The following is a 17,975-nucleotide window of genomic DNA, read 5'->3' on the forward strand; positions in this document are numbered from 1 at the left end:
AGTGGGATGCGCGATCACCTGCCTCAAGCCCCGGCGCTACCTTTAAGCACGTACCCCGTCGCGCCGACATTGCCTTGCTGCCAGGAAAACACACAGCTTGTGCAGGCAGGCGATAAGCAGACTACGGACCTTTATTGAATGACAGAGCAAACGCTTGATCCGCGGATCGCACATATCCGCAACATCGCTATTATTGCGCACGTTGACCACGGCAAAACGACCCTGGTTGATAAACTCCTGCAACAGTCCGGCACCCTTGACCGTCGTAACGAAGGTCAGGAGCGCATCATGGACTCCAACGATCAGGAAAGAGAACGCGGTATTACCATTCTGGCGAAAAACACCGCGATTCGCTGGAACGAATACCACATCAACATCATCGACACCCCTGGGCACGCTGACTTCGGTGGTGAAGTAGAGCGCGTCATGTCGATGGTCGATTCAGTGCTGCTGCTGGTCGATGCGGTTGACGGCCCGATGCCGCAAACCCGCTTCGTTACCCAGAAAGCCTTCGATCTGGGCCTCAAGCCGATTGTAGTCGTCAACAAGGTTGACCGCCCCGGTGCTCGCCCCGACTGGGTCATCGACCAGATTTTCGATCTGTTCGACAACCTCGGTGCCAGCGATGAGCAGCTCGACTTCCCGATCATCTATGCGTCTGCCCTGAACGGTATTGCTGGCCCTGAGCCTGACAAGCTAGGCGACGACATGAGCTACATGTTCCAGTCGATCGTCGATATCGTTGAGCCGCCCAAGGTTCAGATCGACGAGCCGTTCCAGATGCAGATCTCGGCCCTCGACTACAACAGCTATGTAGGCGTTATCGGAGTGGGCCGCATCAAGCGTGGCGCAGTGCGTACCGGCCAGCAGATCACCGTGGTTGACCGTGATGGCAACGAGCGTCGCGGCAAGATTGGTCAGGTCATGACCTATCTTGGTCTTGAACGCGTGCAGGCTGAAGAAGCCACTGCCGGCGACATCATCTCGATTACCGGTATCGACAATCTGGCGATTTCCGACACTCTGTGTGACCCCGCAGCGGTCGAGAAACTGCCCACGCTGACCATCGACCAGCCGACCATCTCGATGACCTTCCAGGTCAACGATTCGCCCTTCTCCGGTCGTGAAGGCAAATACGTCACCAGCCGTAACATCAAGGATCGTCTTGATGAAGAGCTGATCCACAACGTGGCGCTGCGTGTCGAGCAGGGTGATACACCCGAGAAATTCCGCGTTTCCGGTCGTGGCGAGCTGCACCTGTCGGTGCTGATCGAATCCATGCGTCGCGAAGGCTACGAGCTGGCCGTTGGCCGCCCCGAAGTGATCATTCGCGAGATCGACGGTGAGCAGCAGGAGCCTTACGAAGAAGTCATCATCGACTGCGAAGAAGAGCACCAAGGCGCCATCATGGAAGAGCTGGGCTATCGCAAGGGCGAAATGACCAACATGCTCCCCGATGGCAAAGGCCGTATTCGCCTTGACTTTCTCATTCCTGCACGCGGCCTGATCGGTTTCCGTGGTCAGTTCCTGACCATGACATCCGGTACCGGCATTCTGACCAGCCGTTTTGATCATTACGGCCCGCTGCGCCCCGAAGCCACGATCAAGCGTCGTAACGGCGTGCTGGTATCCATGGCAACCGGCAAGGCACTGGCCTATGCACTTTATACTCTTCAGGATCGCGGCAAGCTGCTGGTCGACCACGGCACCGAAGTGTATGAAGGGATGCTGATCGGTATCAACAACCGTGCAGAAGACATGGTGGTTAACCCCACCAAGGCGAAGAAGCTCGACAACATGCGTTCTGCCGGTGCTGATGAAGCGCTGGTGCTGACGCCGCCGGTACGCTTCACCCTCGAACAGGCCGTCGAATTCCTCGACGACGACGAGCTGGTCGAAGTAACACCTGAGCACATTCGTCTGCGCAAGAAGTACCTGACCGAAAACGAGCGTAAGCGCGCTCGCTCCGGTCGCAACTAAGCGCGACAGCTAGTACGGCGAATGCCGCCTACGCCCCGCAGATGGATAACCTCCGTCTGCGGGGCGTTTTTTTATTGATGATCTTGATAAGCGTGGTACAGCCTGAATAAACGGCCATCATCTCCCAAGAACAGCGGGGCTAAAACAAGGCAGCATCATAGGTGAGATAAAGCAGCAGCAATGCCCTTTCTTCTGCCTAAAAGGCTCACGCCCACACCCTTTACGAGAGGCATTCTGAAGGGGAGTCACCGGTGCTTCGACTGGCTGCCGTTTGCGCACACATCAGTTTATCCCGAGGCCGCGCCTGTTTATCAGGATAATCGCGAACCTAGTGGAGAAGTAAATAAAAGAGGGAGCCTGGCGGCAGTCAGGGCCTTCCCGCTGGAAGGCCCTGGGTGAGGGAGCCATGAGTGCTACTGAAAGTTGCTCTCCTGCACATCCTGAGAGCGCTCCTGGGTCGGCTGTTCGTTCACAGGCGTACTGCTGAAATGGAAGATAAAGAAGCCAATCACTCCAATGATAACAATGGCTGCAACCAGATAAATAATCTTGTGTGGACCCATGATCACTCCTTTTCAAACGGCTTGGAAGAAGTACATTTTCAGTGTAGCGCATAATTCGCGCCTGCCCAGTATGAAGCCTTGCACTGCTTATCCCCCTCACTGACAGGAGTCTGCTGCGATATTACTGCCTTCTAAAGCATTCGGGAGATAGCGTTAGCGCCACCTGCATTACGGTGCTCGTACAAGCAACCCCATTCACTGCAAATGTAGCAGGCTTTCTTCCGCACTACCCACAGCGGCACTACATTTTTACCTGATGACGTTCCTTTATATGCAGCGCCTCAATATGCTCAGCGGCATCGCCAAACGTTATTGAGTGCGAACAGTCTCCATAAAATCATTTGTCGTGATATTTTTATCACACTTGTTGTCTACCATCATGAATGGCAGAAGAACAGTCTGCATGTCAGCACAAGGCCCACAGGCACTACGCCTTCGGCCCCAACAAAAACGTTAGGTTTACGCACAGTATATGGATGTACTACATACAATTGCTCTGGCGATCATCCAGGGCCTTACCGAGTTTTTGCCGGTCTCCTCATCGGCGCACCTTATCCTTCCTTCCCGACTATTAGGCTGGCCTGATCAAGGCATTGCCTTCGATATCGCGGTGCACATCGGCACCCTGTTGGCAGTATTACTGTTCTTCTATCGAGATATTGCCGCGATTACGGCGGGCTGGTGCCGCCGTATTACGGGGGGAGCACCCAGTGATGAAAGCAATCTGGGCTGGGCGATTATTATCGCGACACTGCCGATCATGCTGGTGGGAGAGCCCTGGTCGCACTGGGTAGAACCCTACATGCGCTCTACGCTAGTCATTGCTGCCAGTACCATCGTATTCGGCCTGGTGCTGTGGTGGGCCGATCGCCGCGATGCCAGACAACGCACGATGGCGGAGATGAACTGGAAGTCGGCTCTGGCGATTGGATTGGCGCAAATTCTGGCGCTGATACCGGGAACCTCACGCTCGGGCATTACCCTCACCGCGGGGCTTATGCTGAACTTCTCGCGCGAGGCCGCCGCACGCTTCTCGTTTCTGCTATCAATACCGACCATTCTGGCTGCCGCTCTTTTGAAAAGTGCTGAAATGGCCAGCGAAGGCGGCCCTCACGACTGGGGAGCCATGCTGCTTGGCGCGCTGGTCTCCTTTGTGGCTGGCCTTCTCTGTATCAAAGCCTTTATGGCGCTGATTCAGCGCGTGGGCCTCCTGCCCTTCGTTATCTACCGGCTGCTGCTGGGCGTACTGCTTTTGATTTTCAGCGGCGCGGCTTTCGCATGCGGCTGACCACCCTGTCGAAACAGTCAAAACACTCTTGCCGATTCCTGCATAGACACTCAGCGCCAGCGAACTCATAGTGAATCCATCCTTTGACCAGGCCCGTATAGAGCGCCTGGTCACTCTTCACTTTGCAGGGAGAACCCTCATGGCAAAAGTATTGGTGCTTTATTATTCGATGTACGGTCATGTCGAAACCATGGCGAACGCTGTAGCTGAAGGCGCACGCACGGTGGCAGGCACCACCGTTACCGTTAAACGTATTCCTGAAACCATGGATGCCGACACCTTCGCAGCCGCTGGCGGAAAGACCGAGCAGCCCGCGCCGGTCGCCACCCCAGAAGAGCTGGCTGAATACGATGCGATTATCCTTGGCACACCTACCCGCTTCGGGGGCATGTCAGGGCAGGTGCGTACTTTCCTGGATCAGACCGGAGGCTTGTGGGCGAAAGGCGCACTGCGCGGCAAGATTGCCAGCGTCTTTACGTCAACAGGCACGGGCGGTGGGCAGGAGCAGACCATCACCTCCACCTGGACCACGTTCGCGCACCACGGCATGCTGATCGTACCGATCGGTTACGGCCAGCCCTCGCAGTTCGATGTTTCCAGGGTCAAGGGCGGCACACCTTATGGTGCAACGACTCTTGCCGGAGGTGATGGCAGCCTTCAGCCTGCTGATGAAGATCTGGCGCTGGCACGCTTTCAGGGAGAATACGTGGCCGGATTTGCTGCTAAATTAGCCTAAAAGCATAGCGGCAATGCTGCGAGCCACAAGTCCATCTTAATGATGGACTTTTTTCATGCGTGAGTAGCCCTAGGGTGTATAGGCATATACACCATATATCGCTAGGATGCGGGGCAACCGTCGGTACTCAATGCAATACCGTGCCGATCCCCCCTGTATTTGGAGCCTTCATGACGGTTATCTCTTCTCTCCATGAGCAGCCCGACACTGATCGAGTGGCGGACGCGCGCCGCTGCCGTACAGCGCTGTTTACGCTGTTTTTCTGCACGGGACTTGCGGTGGCGTCATGGGTGACCCGAACCCCAGCGGTGCGCGATCAACTCGGCGTATCGCTGGCGCAAATGGGCATGCTGATGCTGGGAATTTCAAGCGGTGCCATGTGTGGGCTGCTAAGCGCGAACTTTATGATCAGCCGCATTTCAACCCGCTGGGTAGCCGCTGGCGGGGTTGGTCTGCTTGCGGTTGGGCTGGCTGTCGTAGGGCTGGGCGCATGGAGTCATCTGCTGAGTGTCACCACCATGGGGCTTTTCATGATGGGCTTCGGCATGGGGGCGCCGGAAATCGCCATCAATATCGAAGGCGCTAGCGTGGAGCGTACTCTGGCGACGCCGGTACTGCCCATGCTGCACGGTTTTTTCAGTGCCGGCACCCTGTGCGGCGGTCTGGTGGGGATCGGGCTGGCCGCCATCGCTTTCCCCGCCAGCGCCCACTTCATACTGGCCGCTCTCGTCATGCTGTTGGCACTTACCCGAACCATTCAGGCGCTGCCCAAAAATTACGGTGACGGCCACTCCTCCAGCAGTCATGACGAACACTCTTCACGAGCCACGCGCGTGTGGCAGGACCCGCGGCTATGGATGATCGGCATCGTGTGTCTTGCCATGGCAATGGCGGAAGGCTCCGCCAACGACTGGCTACCGCTTTTGATGGTCGATGGTCACGGGGTGGACGCCGCCATGAGCTCGCTGATTTTCACCGGCTTTGCCGCAGGCATGACGCTGGGCAGGTTTGCCGGCAACGCTATCGTTGCGCGCAGCGGACGCGGCAAGGTGATTTTCTTCAGCACTCTGTCATGTATTGTGGGAATCAGCCTGGCGGTCTTCTCCGACAGCAGCCTATGGGCAGGGTTATCGGTCATTTTCTGGGGGCTGGGCGCTTCGCTCGGCTTCCCGCTGACCATCTCGGCAGCGGGCGCTTCAGGAGCACATCCCGATAAGCGGGTGAGCTTTGTAGCCCTGATCGGCTATCTGGCATTTTTGGCCGGACCACCGCTGCTGGGCTTTGTCGGTGAGCACCACGGGCTGCGTGATGCGCTCATGATTGTGCTCGTGCTGCTGGCTATTGCGACGGTGCTTTCGCCTTCAACCCGCAGCTTGCCGAAAGCCTCTTCATGACTATATAACGCATAAAGCAAACGCCCGCTGTAGCTCAACACTACAGCGGGCGTTTTAATCTGCCTTAACGGTCGCGACTATTTCTTGTCGAGAGCGACCAGGCGCAGATAGGATTTTTTCTCTTCCCAGCCCTGCGGGAACAGTTTTTCTGCATCTTCGTTGCTCACAGAAGGTGCGATGATAACGCGCTCGCCCGGCGTCCAATCGACCGGCGTCGTCACTTTTTCCTTATCGGTGAGCTGGAGACTATCCAGAACGCGCAGAATTTCCTTGAAATTGCGCCCCGCGCTGGGCGGATAGGTGATCGACGCACGGATTTTCTTGTTCGGATCAATGAAGAATACCGAACGCACCGTGGCAGTAGCATCAGCGTTAGGGTGAATGAGGTCGTAAAGCTCGGACACCTTGCGATCAGCATCAGCCAATAGCGGGAAGTTAAGATTGGTGCCAGAAATATCCTTGATATCGGCATCCCACTTTTCGTGATCGCTAAGGCCATCTACCGACAGACCGATCGGCTTGGTATTGCGCTTGTCCCACTCAGGCTTAAGGTGCGCCACTTGCCCCAGCTCGGTAGAGCATACCGGTGTAAAGTCGGCGGGGTGAGAAAACAGAATCGCCCAGCTATCGCCGATCCAGTCGTGAAAGTGGATGTCGCCTTCGGTACTTTGCTGGGTAAAGTCTGGTGCGGTGTCGCCCAATTGCAGTGACATACTGTTTGCTCCTGATTGCGGTGATAACCCGTGGCCTGACAACCAATGCCGATACGCACTGCGGCCACTACCTACTGAATAGCGTTGGTCTTCATCATGCGACTTTCAAGAGCGGCTGCCAAGAAATGAGATGACCTAAGATAAGATCACGAGCGTCTAATCATGCTCACCATAAAGAGACATTAAGCACAGGACACCTTCCTGCATGAAGAAATTTCAATGGGCTGAATAAGCCAAGGGCCTGTCAGGAGGTTCTGACAGGCCCTTGCAACCATGGAGGTAACACCACTGTTGGTTAGTAGCGTACCACCGCTCTTTTGCTGTCCGGCACCAGTACGGTATCGCCTTCATTCAAGAGAATGCGCGCGTCGTCGCGATCCTCCTGAGTATCGACACCAATCACCTGCGCGATAGAGCTTTTGTCGCCATCGCGATCAACCACACGCAGGCGCACGTTGGTACCATGGTAACGAGCGGTGATAATACACCCGGTCTTGGGCTGTTTCCGCGCTGGGCGGCGAGCAGATGACAAACCAATCGCTGCCGCTTTAGCGGGGCTGTCCCAGTCAATTTTGAGCGCATCCATCAAACATCATCTCCCGCTATGCGATCACGGTTTATGGTGGAAAACTTGCCACGCTTCAGCGCGCTTTATCTTTACCAAAGTTTAGGAACGCGAAGATACTCCTGGCGTTAACGACCTTCTATGCTTAAATGCTTAACTATGCAAGATTCGCATAGGGTACTCATTTTGGTTATAGCGTCGCGCATTAACGACGCTGATGCTGACGAGAGACCAGCAGCATTTCAAGCGTTGGCGAATCAGCCATGGATATCGTAAGAAACGCTCTCCAGACACGGTTAAAAGACCTTTTAGCGCGGTATTAAGGCGCGCGCGAATGGGCAATTCATCACGCGCTCAAGGGCGGTATCGGCAGTATTGCGTTCATGGCAGATAGCGTCGCCAAAGCGGCACATTGCATAATATTAGTCTGCTATGAATACTGGTTGGCAGACTCCTTATTTATCTTCACTTCAGTAAAGGGCTTCGCGTGCGCACGATCAGACTCCCCCTGTGTCTACTCTTCATATGGGTGCTGCTTGCCGGATGTGCCGGCCACCCCACTCTGGACACCGATGACACGCCGCTTACCAAAGGACTCAGTTCGCAGCGCATGCAGATTCTGACGGTCGCCAAGAGAAACCTGGGCGTCGGCTATAAATGGGGCGGTACTACGCGAGCGGGCGGTCTCGATTGCAGCGGGCTGGCGGCGCTGGCCTATCGTGCCGCGGGCTATACCCTGCCCCGCTCCTCGAACGATCAGTTCCACCGTATGCCCAGAGTAAGCAAGGCTCGCCCCGGTGATCTGATGTTCTTCGGCTCGGGTTCACGCGCAAATCACGTCGGCATCTACATGGGCAATAACAGGATGATTCATGCGCCAGGCAGGGGGCGCCGCGTCCAGGCCACCAATGTTACCTACGGCTACTGGCAGAGCCACTATTTGGGAGCCGGGTCACTAGCGCCCTGACCTGAGCGCGCTTTCTGCATGGCGCGGCGCGAAGCTAGCTTGCCTGAGCTTCTCCCATAGAGGCGAGGGCAGCTCCCCCTCCTTCTTCGATACCCGCATTTCTTCTTGTTGCGTAGACGAGCGCTATGTCGTTATCGGCAGCACAGCCAATATGTCAAAGCAGAGCAAATCCCGACTCAGCCCCTCCCCAATGCAGGCAAGATTGTCTACAATGTTTGGCGATAATTTTCACATGCCGGTTTGTATCTACAAGCAAACCTGGTTGCACTACCGGAACAGGATTTGACCATGACTCAGAAGATCGCAGTAATTCGCGGCGACGGTATCGGCCCCGAAATTATGGACGCCACTCTCGAAGTACTCGACGCGCTGGACGTAGGGCTTGAGTACGATTTCGTGGAAGCGGGCACCACTGCACTGGAGTCTCAGGGCGACCTTCTTCCCCAGGCAACGCTCGACAAGATCAAAGAGCACGGTATCGCGCTGAAAAGCCCGCTGACCACGCCGGTCGGCAAAGGCTTCTCTTCCATCAATGTGCAGCTGCGTCGCCATTTCGACCTGTATGCCAACGTGCGCCCCGCCATCAGCTTCCCCAATACACAGTCGCGCTATCAGAACATTGATCTGATTACCGTGCGTGAAAATACCGAGGGTGCTTACCGCGCAGAAGGTCAAACACGCGACGATAACGAAGCGCGCTCGGAAATTGTCGTTACGCGCAAAGGCTGTGAGCGCATCGCACGTTACGCGTTCGATCTGGCCCGCAAACTTGGCCGCAAGAAGGTCACGATTGTTCACAAAGCCAACATCATTAAAAGCGCATCAGGGCTGTTTCTTGATATCGCCCAAGAGGTGGGACAGGAATATCCCGAGATCGAAGCCAACACCATGATCGTCGACAATGCGTGCATGCAGTTGGTGATGCGCCCCGAGCAGTTCGATGTGATCGTTACTACCAACCTGTTCGGCGACATTCTCTCCGATCTGTGTGCGGGTCTGGTAGGCGGTCTGGGCCTGGCTCCCGGTGCCAACATCGGCGAAAACGCTGCCATTTTCGAAGCCGTTCACGGCTCCGCGCCTGATATCGCCGGTAAAGGGCTGGCTAACCCCTGTGCCCTGCTGCTGGCCGCCGCACAGATGCTGGATCACCTGAAGCAAAACGATGCCGCCGAACGCCTGCGCAAAGCGATCATCGACACCCTGACCGCCAAGGATAGCCTGACCGCTGATCTGGGAGGGGAAGGCAACACCAAAAGCTTCACTCAAGCCATTGTGTCGCGCGTTAAAGGCTAAGCCCTTCTGCACAACGCCCTACGGCACTCTCAAGCCCCTCTTCATGAGGGGCTTTTTGCGCGTTGTTTAACTGTGCTTACCGCATCTCAGGATAGAGGCAACGCCAAATTCACCCTGGCATCAGGGTGGAAGCCTAACGGAAGGGAGCCAGACCATTTCCTTTAAAATTCAATAGGCTAGGTTGGAAGTAAAACACCAAGAAACCCACCATGCCCCTCAATAGCACGTTTACCGCAAATAAACGTTGACTTGCGCCAGCGAACAGCACAGAGTAGCCGCATAGTTCGCAAGTCATATGTTCTTTGTGTCGATGGGTTCCTCGACTCCAAGTGCACATTCCTTGTTTGCTAACACAGAACTTGGTTTGTCACCCGGTTTTTAAATTAAACGCATCTGCGTATCGAGGTATCTCACATGGCTACTGGAACAGTTAAGTGGTTTAACGATCAGAAAGGCTTTGGCTTCATCACTCCTGACAACGGCGGCGATGACCTTTTTGCTCACTTCTCCGAAATCAAATCTGAAGGCTTCAAATCCCTTCAGGACGGCCAGAAAGTAACCTTCGACGTTACTCAGGGTCGCAAAGGCGAACAGGCATCCAACATCGTTGCGATCTAATTGCCTTTGATCGGAGCTAGTACGCTCTGATTGATAAAAAGCCGGGGTGACATCACTGTCACCCCGGCTTTTTTGGGCCTGTTCTATCGAAAAGCGGTCTTAATACCCGAATACAAGCTCGCGCCTGACCATCGCGCACCGAACCGCTGCTCTTGCTCCCTTCAATCTGCCGCCACGGCATTCATCCGGCAGATCAAATGAGATAAGCGCGTGCCAATACGCTCAGCCTTGAGCACTCCACAGCACCGACCTGGCCGTGATCAGAATAAAAAGGCAGAAGGCACTTCGACAACACACGTCAGGCATGACAGCGCATCATTCCGTCAGATAGCCAGCGACTGCACATCCAGCGGCACCTGCGTTTTACTCTGGGTACCACCAAAGGCCAGCCGCACGCTATCAATGGCGCGCGACACAATATTTTCCTGCTCTACCGGCTCCGCGGCAAACAGTGGCCCATGTGAAATGACATGGCCCCCCAGCGTTACCCGATATTCGCCAATTTCATCCCCTGCATTCAGCGGCGCGACAAGAGGTGCCTTATTAGCCACCAATTCCGCATTTAGGCTATTGACCGGCACATCATTTGGCATTGAGAGCACGATATCCTGATTTGGCGTAACGCCCACATTGCTGCTGGCCCCCTTCCACAGCGGGAATTCCCCCATCGGAATGCCGGCACTTCCCAAGTGAACGTCGTAGAAATTGTTATAGCCGTAATCGAGCAGGGTGCTGGCGTCAGTAAAGCGCTGCTTGTGGGTCGCGGCCCCCAGCACAATCGCATAGAGACGGCGCTCGTTGCCGCGACCATCAGGGCGATGCTCGGAAGCGATCACACAGCTACCCGCTGCCTGGGTATATCCCGTCTTCATGCCATCAATGGCGGAATTTGTCCTCACCAGACGGTTAGTGGCGTAGCCGTGGAAGGGGCCAAAACGGAAATCCGGCAGTGACGACAGCTTGAAATAGCCGGGATACTCCTGCGCCACCTGCTGCGCCAGTTTCCCCAAATCACGGGCCGTCGAGTAGTGCCCTGACTGGGTAAGGCCATCCACGTTCTCGAAGTGGGTGTTGGTCATGCCCAGGCTGGCCGCAGTTTCATTCATTTGCTGCACGAAACCGTCGAGACTGCCCGCTTCAGCAACGGCAAGCGATATTGCGGCATCGTTGGCGGAGACAATAATCAGCCCCCGCATCAGCGTATCCACGGAGACCTGAGTGCCGGGCCGTACAAACATGCGGGAAGTATCAGAGCCTAGCTTGCTGACAGCATCCGGAATCGTCACCTGATCGTCCCAGTGCAGCTTTCCTGACTCCAGCGCACGGTACACCACCAGCGTCGTCATCAGCTTGGTCAATGACGCAATGGCACGCTGATCGTCTGCGTTGTGTTCCGCCAGTACCTGGCCTGACTCGCCATCAATCAGCATCCACGCTGGAGAGTTCACGCCCTGAGGCGCGGGAAGCGCTTGGGCCGAAACCGCCTGAACGCTGATCACGACGGCTGACAGAAACGCCACCACCCCTTTACAACGAACACCAACAATACGAGAGAACACAGAGAAAACAGCGGGAGGCATGTAGCGATCAACTTAATTATTAATTAAAAGGCCCGCTATTCTAGCGCGAGCCAAGCGATCGCTTCGAGTAAAGAATCAGCAACGAGAGGCAGAAAGCCGCCAACCATGCCTAGAACTTGAACTTCAGCTCCTTTTCTTCCTCTTTCATGATGGTGGAGAACGCTTCCTTGGAGATATAGCCCTGTGACAAGGCGTGGCGTGCCATGGTCGCGGTGTCTTCAGCCAGCACGAGCGTACTGCCCGCTTCAGAGACCTCCTTGGCAAGCTGCTTGATCGACTCATCACGCTCGCTGTCGTTGCTGACCGCACGAATATACACCGCCCTCACCCGGGTGGGATTCTCACGCACGATGGTGGTGTACACCTCTGGGTCATGCTGGCCGCTATCGCCAATCATGATGAAGGGAAGGTCGTCATAGAGCGCCAGCATCCGACGGATCACGATGCGCTTGTGATCCTTGGAGCGGCGAGGGAAGGGACGCGTCAGCGACATGCCCCATTCACGCAGAAACAGCACTGGCCCCGCAGGAATGCGGTTAATGCGGAAGAACTCTTCAAGCATCTCGTAGATGCTCCAGGGCGCGCGGGAGACATACAGCAAGGGCCGCTCGCTATCGCCCTGATCGCCTCGGTAAAGCGCCTGATAAAAGGCCGCTACCCCCGGGAAGGCGGCACGTCGATCCGCCTTTTCAAGGAACAGGCGATACAGCATGAACGCCTTGTTAGCGACACCGGTGTGCATCACGGTGTCATCAATATCGCTGATGACCGCAAAATCGACATTAGGGGGCGGAACGTAGACCTCGGTAGTCGCCTTGATCATCTCACCGAAGTCATCCATCAGCCGCAGTTCGGCTTCGTACCAGATGCGCCCAGGCTCAAGCGCATCATCCACCGATACCGTGGCGCGGAAATAACCGTCGTCGTCAGTGCTGACAATGGTGTGAGAGTCGTTGAAACGTACTCCAACATTGACCCCGCCCATCCCCTGGCGCAGCAGCCGCCTCAGGCAGTCGACAATATCACGACGCAGGCTGCCCGGAGCGACGCTGGCACCGAAGCCGTGCTGATAGAAGACGCGTCCCATAATGAAGACTTCGCGGCTTGATCCCACCCCACGATAGGGGTTGATGACCAGACCGCCACGCCCATTGTCGCCCCGCATTGGTCGGGCAAATACCGCCAGACAGCGGCGCAATGCGTGGAAGGGATTTTTTCCTTGGCGACCCATCAAGGACCTCAAGTGATATTGACGACATAACGCCAGTGCCCTGCGTATATGTTGGACAGCATCCAACGCAGGTACCATGCGTTTCCATAACCCTGTAATGACTACCGTGGCAGGGGCGGTGGGTATCTGCCCCACGGCCACCTGTCGTAATCGACCTTCACTTACAGCAATCAACGCTTACAAGAATGCGAAATATTCCCTTGTCATTCGCGCGAGGTCAACTCACTCGTGTCACTTGATCGGGTATCGTTCCGCTGCTAAATCCCGAGATACTCCAGGGTTTTCGCGATAATTTGCTCGGGCGGATGCTGTGAATCAATGATGACGCCGGGCTCATCGGCTTCCAGCGGCTCCAGCGTTGCCAGCTGAGAATCGAGCAGCGACGCGGGCATATAGTGGTTTTCACGATGCAACATGCGCTCTTTCAGCACCTCGCGGTCAGCATCAAGCAGCACGAAACGCACATCGGCATCGGCCTCTTCCAGCAACACCCGGTAACTTTTCTTGAGCGCCGAACAGGTCAGCACCACGCTGGTTCCCTCATGACTTTTTTGCGAAATCCAGTCGCGAATATCACGCAGCCAGGGCCAGCGGTCATCGTCGTTCAGCGCGATGCCCTGAGACATCTTGTCAACGTTGGCCTTGGGATGAAATTCGTCCGCTTCAGCGAATGGCCAGCCCATTTTTTCGGCGAACGCCTGGGCCGCCGTGGTTTTCCCTGATCCGGACACTCCCATAAATACCAGTGCATAAGGCTGGGACATCGTCAAACTCTCCATGATGAGGTGGAAGGCAGTTACAGCACCTTGATAAATAGCGTGCAAGGATAATACTCGGCAAATGGCCTCCTGCCGAACACGCACGATCAATTTAAGTGGTAGAACCCTATCATTATCCTGATGTGATCGCTGCAACAGGAGCACGCATAATCACGGCGCATCCACATTCGCTGCTGCTGACGTATGAAAACGGCGGTATGCTGGCACTGGTTTGCCATGCGAGATGGCTTTCTTTCTGATCGAACCCTGTTTTTGCTTTTGGAGTATCCATGACTGACTTGACTATTCCGCAACGACTCGCGGCCTTGCGCGAACAACTCAAGATACATCAGCTTGATGCATGGATAGCCCTCTCTTCCGACCCGCACATGTCGGAGTACCTGCCCGAACACTTCTCACAGCGTACCTGGCTATCAGGATTTGATGGTTCAGCAGGTACGCTGGTGGTGCTCGCCGATGACGCCACGCTGTGGGCCGATAGCCGCTACTGGGTACAGGCTGACAAACAGCTCGCGGGGAGCGGTATTCGCCTGGAGAAATTCATTCCCGCCAAGGGGCGCGAGCATGTGACATGGCTGGCGGCCCAGCTTCCTGAAGGCGCTCGCGTGGGCATTGATGGCGCTGTTGTCTCGGTAGCGGCTGCGCAGCGGCTGGAAGATGCCCTCGCCGATAAACAGATCGAGCTGGTCACGGATATCGACCCCGTAGCACCCATTTGGGCAGATCGCCCTGCCCTGCCCAATGCGCCCATCTATGCGCACGATGCGGAATACGCAGGCAGAACCCGCAGCGATCGACTGACCGCGCTGCGTGAATCTCTTGCCCAGCGTGACGCGGATTGGCAACTGCTCTCCAGTGTTGATGATATTGCCTGGCTGCTGACCCTGCGCGGCAGCGATGTCGAGTACAACCCGGTATTTCTCGCCCACGCCCTGATCGGGCCGGATACTGCCCAGCTATTTGTCGATAAGCGCAAGATCGACGCCGCGCTGGCCGCCGAGCTCGAACAGGATGGCGTTACCCTCAGCGATTACGAGAGCGTGGTGGATGCGCTCGGTTCGCTTTCCGACGACGCGACCATTTCCCTCGATCCCGCCAAACTCAGCCTGAAGCTCTACCAGGCCCTGCCCAAGCAGGCGGAGATCGTGGCGGGCATCAGCCCCACCACGCTCGCTAAAGCAATCAAAAGTGATGAAGATCTACAGCATGTCCGCCATGCGATGGAAGAAGATGGCGCGGCGCTGTGCGAATTCCTCTGCTGGCTCGACCGTGCCCAGGCCGCTGGCGAAGCCTTTTCCGAACTCACCATCGACGAACGCCTGTCAGCACGTCGTGCCGCACGCAAGAACTTCGTCTCGCTGAGCTTTCCTACCATTGCCGGCTTCAACGCAAACGGCGCACTGCCCCACTACCGCGCTACGCCGCAGGAATATTCCTCCATCAGCGGCGATGGCCTGCTGCTGATTGATTCCGGCGCCCAATACCTCGACGGCACCACCGACATTACCCGCGTGATCGCCATCGGTACGCCAAGCGACGCCCAAAAGCGCGACTACACCCGCGTGCTGAAAGCCACCATCGCCCTGTCCCGCGCCAGCTTTCCCGAAGGCATCTCTTCCAGCGCCATTGATGCGATCGCGCGTGCCCCACTGTGGGCGGCAGGCATCGACTTCGGCCACGGCACCGGTCACGGCGTCGGTTACTTCATGAATGTTCATGAAGGCCCTCAGGTGATCGCTTACAGCGCCCCTTCTGCCCCCGAACGCGCGATGCGCAGCGGCATGATCACTTCCATCGAACCCGGAGTCTACCGCCCCGACCGCTGGGGAGTACGTATCGAAAATCTGGTAGCCAATCGTCCGCTGGAGAGCGCCGATGGTGAATTCGGCGACTTCCTGACCTTCGAAACGCTAACCCTATGCCCCATTGATACGCGCCCCATCGAGCTATCCCTGCTGAATGCAGAAGAACTTGAATGGCTCAACGATTATCATGCCAACGTCAGAAAGCGCCTCGCCCCCAAACTGGAAGGCGAGGCAGCCGCATGGCTAGAGCGCGTCACCCAGCCGCTCAGCCATTAACGCAACGCGCCCTGATCTGCTGTCGGCCCACCCCGACAGCAGTGCTATCCTTAGCGCGCCGCTCATGCTGAAATAGCCGCCGTTTTTACTCTCATCACAGGACTCATCACAGGATGTTGCCATGACTGCCCCTACTCCCTCACAGCTCGCCTCGGTCGGTTTCGCGGCGCTCGCCATTGGTAAAGCCTTCGAAGCCCTTGAACACGCAGGCTTCCCCCTCGATAACGAACAGCAGGCTCGCCTTTCGCAAACAGTAGGAAAATGGCTACGAGAGCAGGTCGGCGATGCCGAAGTTGACGCGGCCAAGCACGCGCTAGGAGAAACCCTGGGCGGCGAGGACGCTGATGATGAAGAGATCAGCGCAGCCATCAACGCCGCAGGCAGCAGCATCGCGCTCATTTTCAGTGCGCTGGACGACGCCCCCGCTGAAGCCTTTGATGCCGCCAGTGAAGCATTGCACCACGCACTGGTAGACGCCTATGGCGAAGAAAGCATCGCCGCGCAGCAAGCTAACGCCACGCCCGAGTAACGTCGGTCACAATCAGAGGCGTACAGGTATAAACTGCTGGGCGATAGCGCCGAACACCGACAAGCGCCAAAGGTCGGTATAGTAGTGCGCGACTAGCTGAACCGCAGAATTCCAGGCAACACCAACAAGAAGCGCCCCAGCCGGAGTTAATGGCTGGGGCGCTTCTTGTTGATACTCACACTGCCCGTGAGGCGAATACGGTTGGATAATACTAACAAGCCTCAACCCATCGAACAGGGTGAGCCAACTATCTCTCACTACCGATGATATGCCCGCTCGGCATTAGGCAACGTTGCCGTGCAGCGATGCCGTCATGCGCTGGCATACAGCGTCGGCTTCTTCACGAGTGGGATAGCACCCCAACGAGGTATCAGCCGCGCTGGAGCGCTCGACCACGCACCAGCCATCAACGCGAGTGGGTTCAGCTTCATTGTAATGAGGGACAACACAATAACCGATGACCATGACGTTACCTCTGACGTTAAACAAGAACACTTAACATTAAATCATCCACTGCTCACCTCAGCAGCGTTGTTCTACTTTAGTACAAAAAATCCTGAACGCCAGTCCTGTTGTTAACCAAATCGTCATTAATTGGTAGTGAAAAGGTAACCGCATGTGAGTTGGCCAGCGTTTTTGCAGTGTTAACACTCTCTCTTTCCGCTTTCTTTCCAGGCTGATTTCGATGGCGAATTTAAGCCCGGCGCAGCATCCAAGGCATGAAGCCGTTTCTTCATACCATCGTCGTTGCTACGGGAGACATATCAATCACGCAGGAGAGGGGGAAATCTCAACAGCAGTACTGATTGGGAAGGGAGGCATAACCCCCAAAGCGAAGGAGACAGCTTCCCTTGGGGAATATGTAACGAGAGCGCCACGCCACCGCTAACTACCAATTTCATGGCGACAGAATTTACTTAATTCGGTTATCCGGCACTAACGGTAGCGCCAGAGAGTCTTCTCTTACCCAACCAAACGCCATCAACGAATACGAACGGGGCACTCGAACACTTGCTCGGGGGCCTTCTGCTGCTCTTTCGCATCGTGATAGACAAGGCGCAGCGTGCCGGTACTGGCGCCATCAGCGGTAAAGCGCCAATCAAACACCAGCGGCTGATCGGTGTGATCGTCCTGGCTGGCATCCTCTGCACGCGGTGGGCTAAGCAGGCGCAGGCCGTCGGGTCGGTCATCAAGCTGCCAGGTCAGGCCGCTATCAGGGTCGGCGGGCAAACGTACTGCCACACGCTGATTGCGCTGTAGCGTCAATGGCGCGCAAGCGCTGGTATCATCCGCATTAATGGTGACATCAACATCTTGCGTAAACGCTGTTGGGTCGGGCGTTCCTGCGCCGTTGGCCTGGTTGGCCAGATTCGGATTCGCGAATGCCGGGCGCGGCGCGTCCCCTACTGTCGTGCTGTCTCCGCCACTCAATATTGAGCAACCGGACAGCCACATAGCGCCGCCAGCGATGGCCGCAAGTTTTATGATGCTACGCTGACCGCGTTTTTTATCTATTGCCACAACCCTCATCCTATCCTCGACATGTTTCCGCTCACCCAACCACTGTGATATGAAACCCGAAGAGTAAGCGACGATAGCGGGATCGTCGATATTAATATTTTTTAAGTATCAAAAAAGCAACTTTGCAAAGTTTTTCG

General features: G+C 56.1%; 18 protein-coding genes. 9 read left to right on the top strand and 9 right to left on the bottom strand.

Annotated elements, in window-relative coordinates; all coding sequences use genetic code 11:
• Positions 1-138 precede the first annotated feature (138 nt).
• The gene (gene typA, locus L881_RS0112375; RefSeq protein ID WP_025733997.1) at positions 139-1,980 is read left to right on the top strand and encodes a translational GTPase TypA; all 1,842 of its coding nucleotides are present in this window, start codon (positions 139-141) and stop codon (positions 1,978-1,980) included.
• 413 nt (positions 1,981-2,393) lie between these two features.
• Here the strand turns inward: typA and L881_RS13825 are convergent, their stop codons facing one another.
• Positions 2,394-2,543 (bottom strand): hypothetical protein, encoded by a 150-nt coding sequence (locus tag L881_RS13825; RefSeq protein WP_156926564.1) that lies wholly within the window; start codon positions 2,541-2,543, stop codon positions 2,394-2,396.
• A gap of 472 nt (positions 2,544-3,015) precedes the next feature.
• On the opposite strand from L881_RS13825, the gene L881_RS0112385 reads away from it, so the two are divergent.
• From L881_RS0112385 to L881_RS0112395, 3 genes are all read left to right on the top strand, one after another.
• A complete protein-coding gene (locus L881_RS0112385) occupies positions 3,016-3,831 on the top strand; it encodes an undecaprenyl-diphosphate phosphatase (protein WP_025733998.1) in 816 nt (271 codons plus the stop codon).
• Between the two features lie 139 nt (positions 3,832-3,970).
• Entirely contained in the window at positions 3,971-4,567 is a 597-nt protein-coding gene (gene wrbA, locus L881_RS0112390) for an NAD(P)H:quinone oxidoreductase (protein WP_025733999.1), read from the top strand.
• A gap of 170 nt (positions 4,568-4,737) precedes the next feature.
• Entirely contained in the window at positions 4,738-5,961 is a 1,224-nt protein-coding gene (locus L881_RS0112395; protein WP_084055497.1) for an MFS transporter, read from the top strand.
• A gap of 77 nt (positions 5,962-6,038) precedes the next feature.
• Here the strand turns inward: L881_RS0112395 and L881_RS0112400 are convergent, their stop codons facing one another.
• Positions 6,039-6,674, bottom strand: coding sequence for a peroxiredoxin (locus L881_RS0112400; protein ID WP_025734001.1), 636 nt, complete (start codon positions 6,672-6,674; stop codon positions 6,039-6,041).
• A 295-nt stretch (positions 6,675-6,969) separates the two neighbouring features.
• Complete coding sequence (locus L881_RS13300; protein ID WP_025734002.1) at positions 6,970-7,260, bottom strand: hypothetical protein; 291 nt, start codon at positions 7,258-7,260, stop codon at positions 6,970-6,972.
• Positions 7,261-7,726: 466 nt separating this feature from the next.
• On the opposite strand from L881_RS13300, the gene L881_RS0112410 reads away from it, so the two are divergent.
• The 3 genes from L881_RS0112410 (at position 7,727) to L881_RS0112420 (ending at position 10,117) form a co-directional block, all read left to right on the top strand.
• Positions 7,727-8,206, top strand: coding sequence for a C40 family peptidase (locus L881_RS0112410; protein ID WP_025734003.1), 480 nt, complete (start codon positions 7,727-7,729; stop codon positions 8,204-8,206).
• Between the two features lie 288 nt (positions 8,207-8,494).
• Positions 8,495-9,499 (top strand): isocitrate dehydrogenase, encoded by a 1,005-nt coding sequence (locus L881_RS0112415; protein WP_025734004.1) that lies wholly within the window; start codon positions 8,495-8,497, stop codon positions 9,497-9,499.
• Between the two features lie 414 nt (positions 9,500-9,913).
• On the top strand, positions 9,914-10,117 hold the full coding sequence (locus L881_RS0112420; RefSeq protein WP_025734005.1) for a cold-shock protein: 204 nt from the start codon (positions 9,914-9,916) through the stop codon (positions 10,115-10,117).
• Between the two features lie 323 nt (positions 10,118-10,440).
• Here L881_RS0112420 and L881_RS0112425 read toward each other — a convergent pair whose 3' ends face one another.
• The 3 genes from L881_RS0112425 to L881_RS0112435 all read right to left on the bottom strand — a co-directional run bounded on the left by L881_RS0112425 (position 10,441) and on the right by L881_RS0112435 (position 13,692).
• Positions 10,441-11,697 carry a D-alanyl-D-alanine carboxypeptidase family protein gene (locus tag L881_RS0112425; protein ID WP_025734006.1) on the bottom strand — a complete coding sequence of 419 codons (1,257 nt, stop codon included), beginning with the start codon at positions 11,695-11,697 and terminating at the stop codon, positions 10,441-10,443.
• Between the two features lie 109 nt (positions 11,698-11,806).
• On the bottom strand, positions 11,807-12,928 hold the full coding sequence (locus L881_RS0112430; protein ID WP_025734007.1) for an App1 family protein phosphatidate phosphatase: 1,122 nt from the start codon (positions 12,926-12,928) through the stop codon (positions 11,807-11,809).
• A gap of 257 nt (positions 12,929-13,185) precedes the next feature.
• A complete protein-coding gene (locus L881_RS0112435) occupies positions 13,186-13,692 on the bottom strand; it encodes a gluconokinase (protein WP_025734008.1) in 507 nt (168 codons plus the stop codon).
• 284 nt (positions 13,693-13,976) lie between these two features.
• Between L881_RS0112435 and L881_RS0112440 the strand changes: the two genes are divergently transcribed.
• Positions 13,977-15,788, top strand: coding sequence for an aminopeptidase P family protein (locus L881_RS0112440; RefSeq protein WP_025734009.1), 1,812 nt, complete (start codon positions 13,977-13,979; stop codon positions 15,786-15,788).
• On the opposite strand, the gene L881_RS13830 is transcribed toward L881_RS0112440, so the two are convergent.
• A complete protein-coding gene (locus L881_RS13830; RefSeq protein ID WP_156926565.1) occupies positions 15,756-15,911 on the bottom strand; it encodes a hypothetical protein in 156 nt (51 codons plus the stop codon). The genes L881_RS0112440 and L881_RS13830 overlap by 33 nt on opposite strands.
• Between L881_RS13830 and L881_RS0112445 the strand changes: the two genes are divergently transcribed.
• A complete protein-coding gene (locus tag L881_RS0112445; RefSeq protein WP_025734010.1) occupies positions 15,910-16,317 on the top strand; it encodes a hypothetical protein in 408 nt (135 codons plus the stop codon). The two genes, L881_RS13830 and L881_RS0112445, sit on opposite strands and share 2 nt — an antisense overlap.
• A 282-nt stretch (positions 16,318-16,599) precedes the next feature.
• Here the strand turns inward: L881_RS0112445 and L881_RS0112450 are convergent, their stop codons facing one another.
• Entirely contained in the window at positions 16,600-16,782 is a 183-nt protein-coding gene (locus L881_RS0112450; protein ID WP_025734011.1) for a hypothetical protein, read from the bottom strand.
• Positions 16,783-17,298: 516 nt separating this feature from the next.
• Positions 17,299-17,838 carry a protease inhibitor I42 family protein gene (locus L881_RS0112455; RefSeq protein ID WP_025734012.1) on the bottom strand — a complete coding sequence of 180 codons (540 nt, stop codon included), beginning with the start codon at positions 17,836-17,838 and terminating at the stop codon, positions 17,299-17,301.
• Positions 17,839-17,975: the final 137 nt, after the last annotated feature.

The sequence above is a fragment of the Carnimonas nigrificans ATCC BAA-78 genome (genome assembly GCF_000526695.1).
Lineage (GTDB): Bacteria > Pseudomonadota > Gammaproteobacteria > Pseudomonadales > Halomonadaceae > Carnimonas > Carnimonas nigrificans.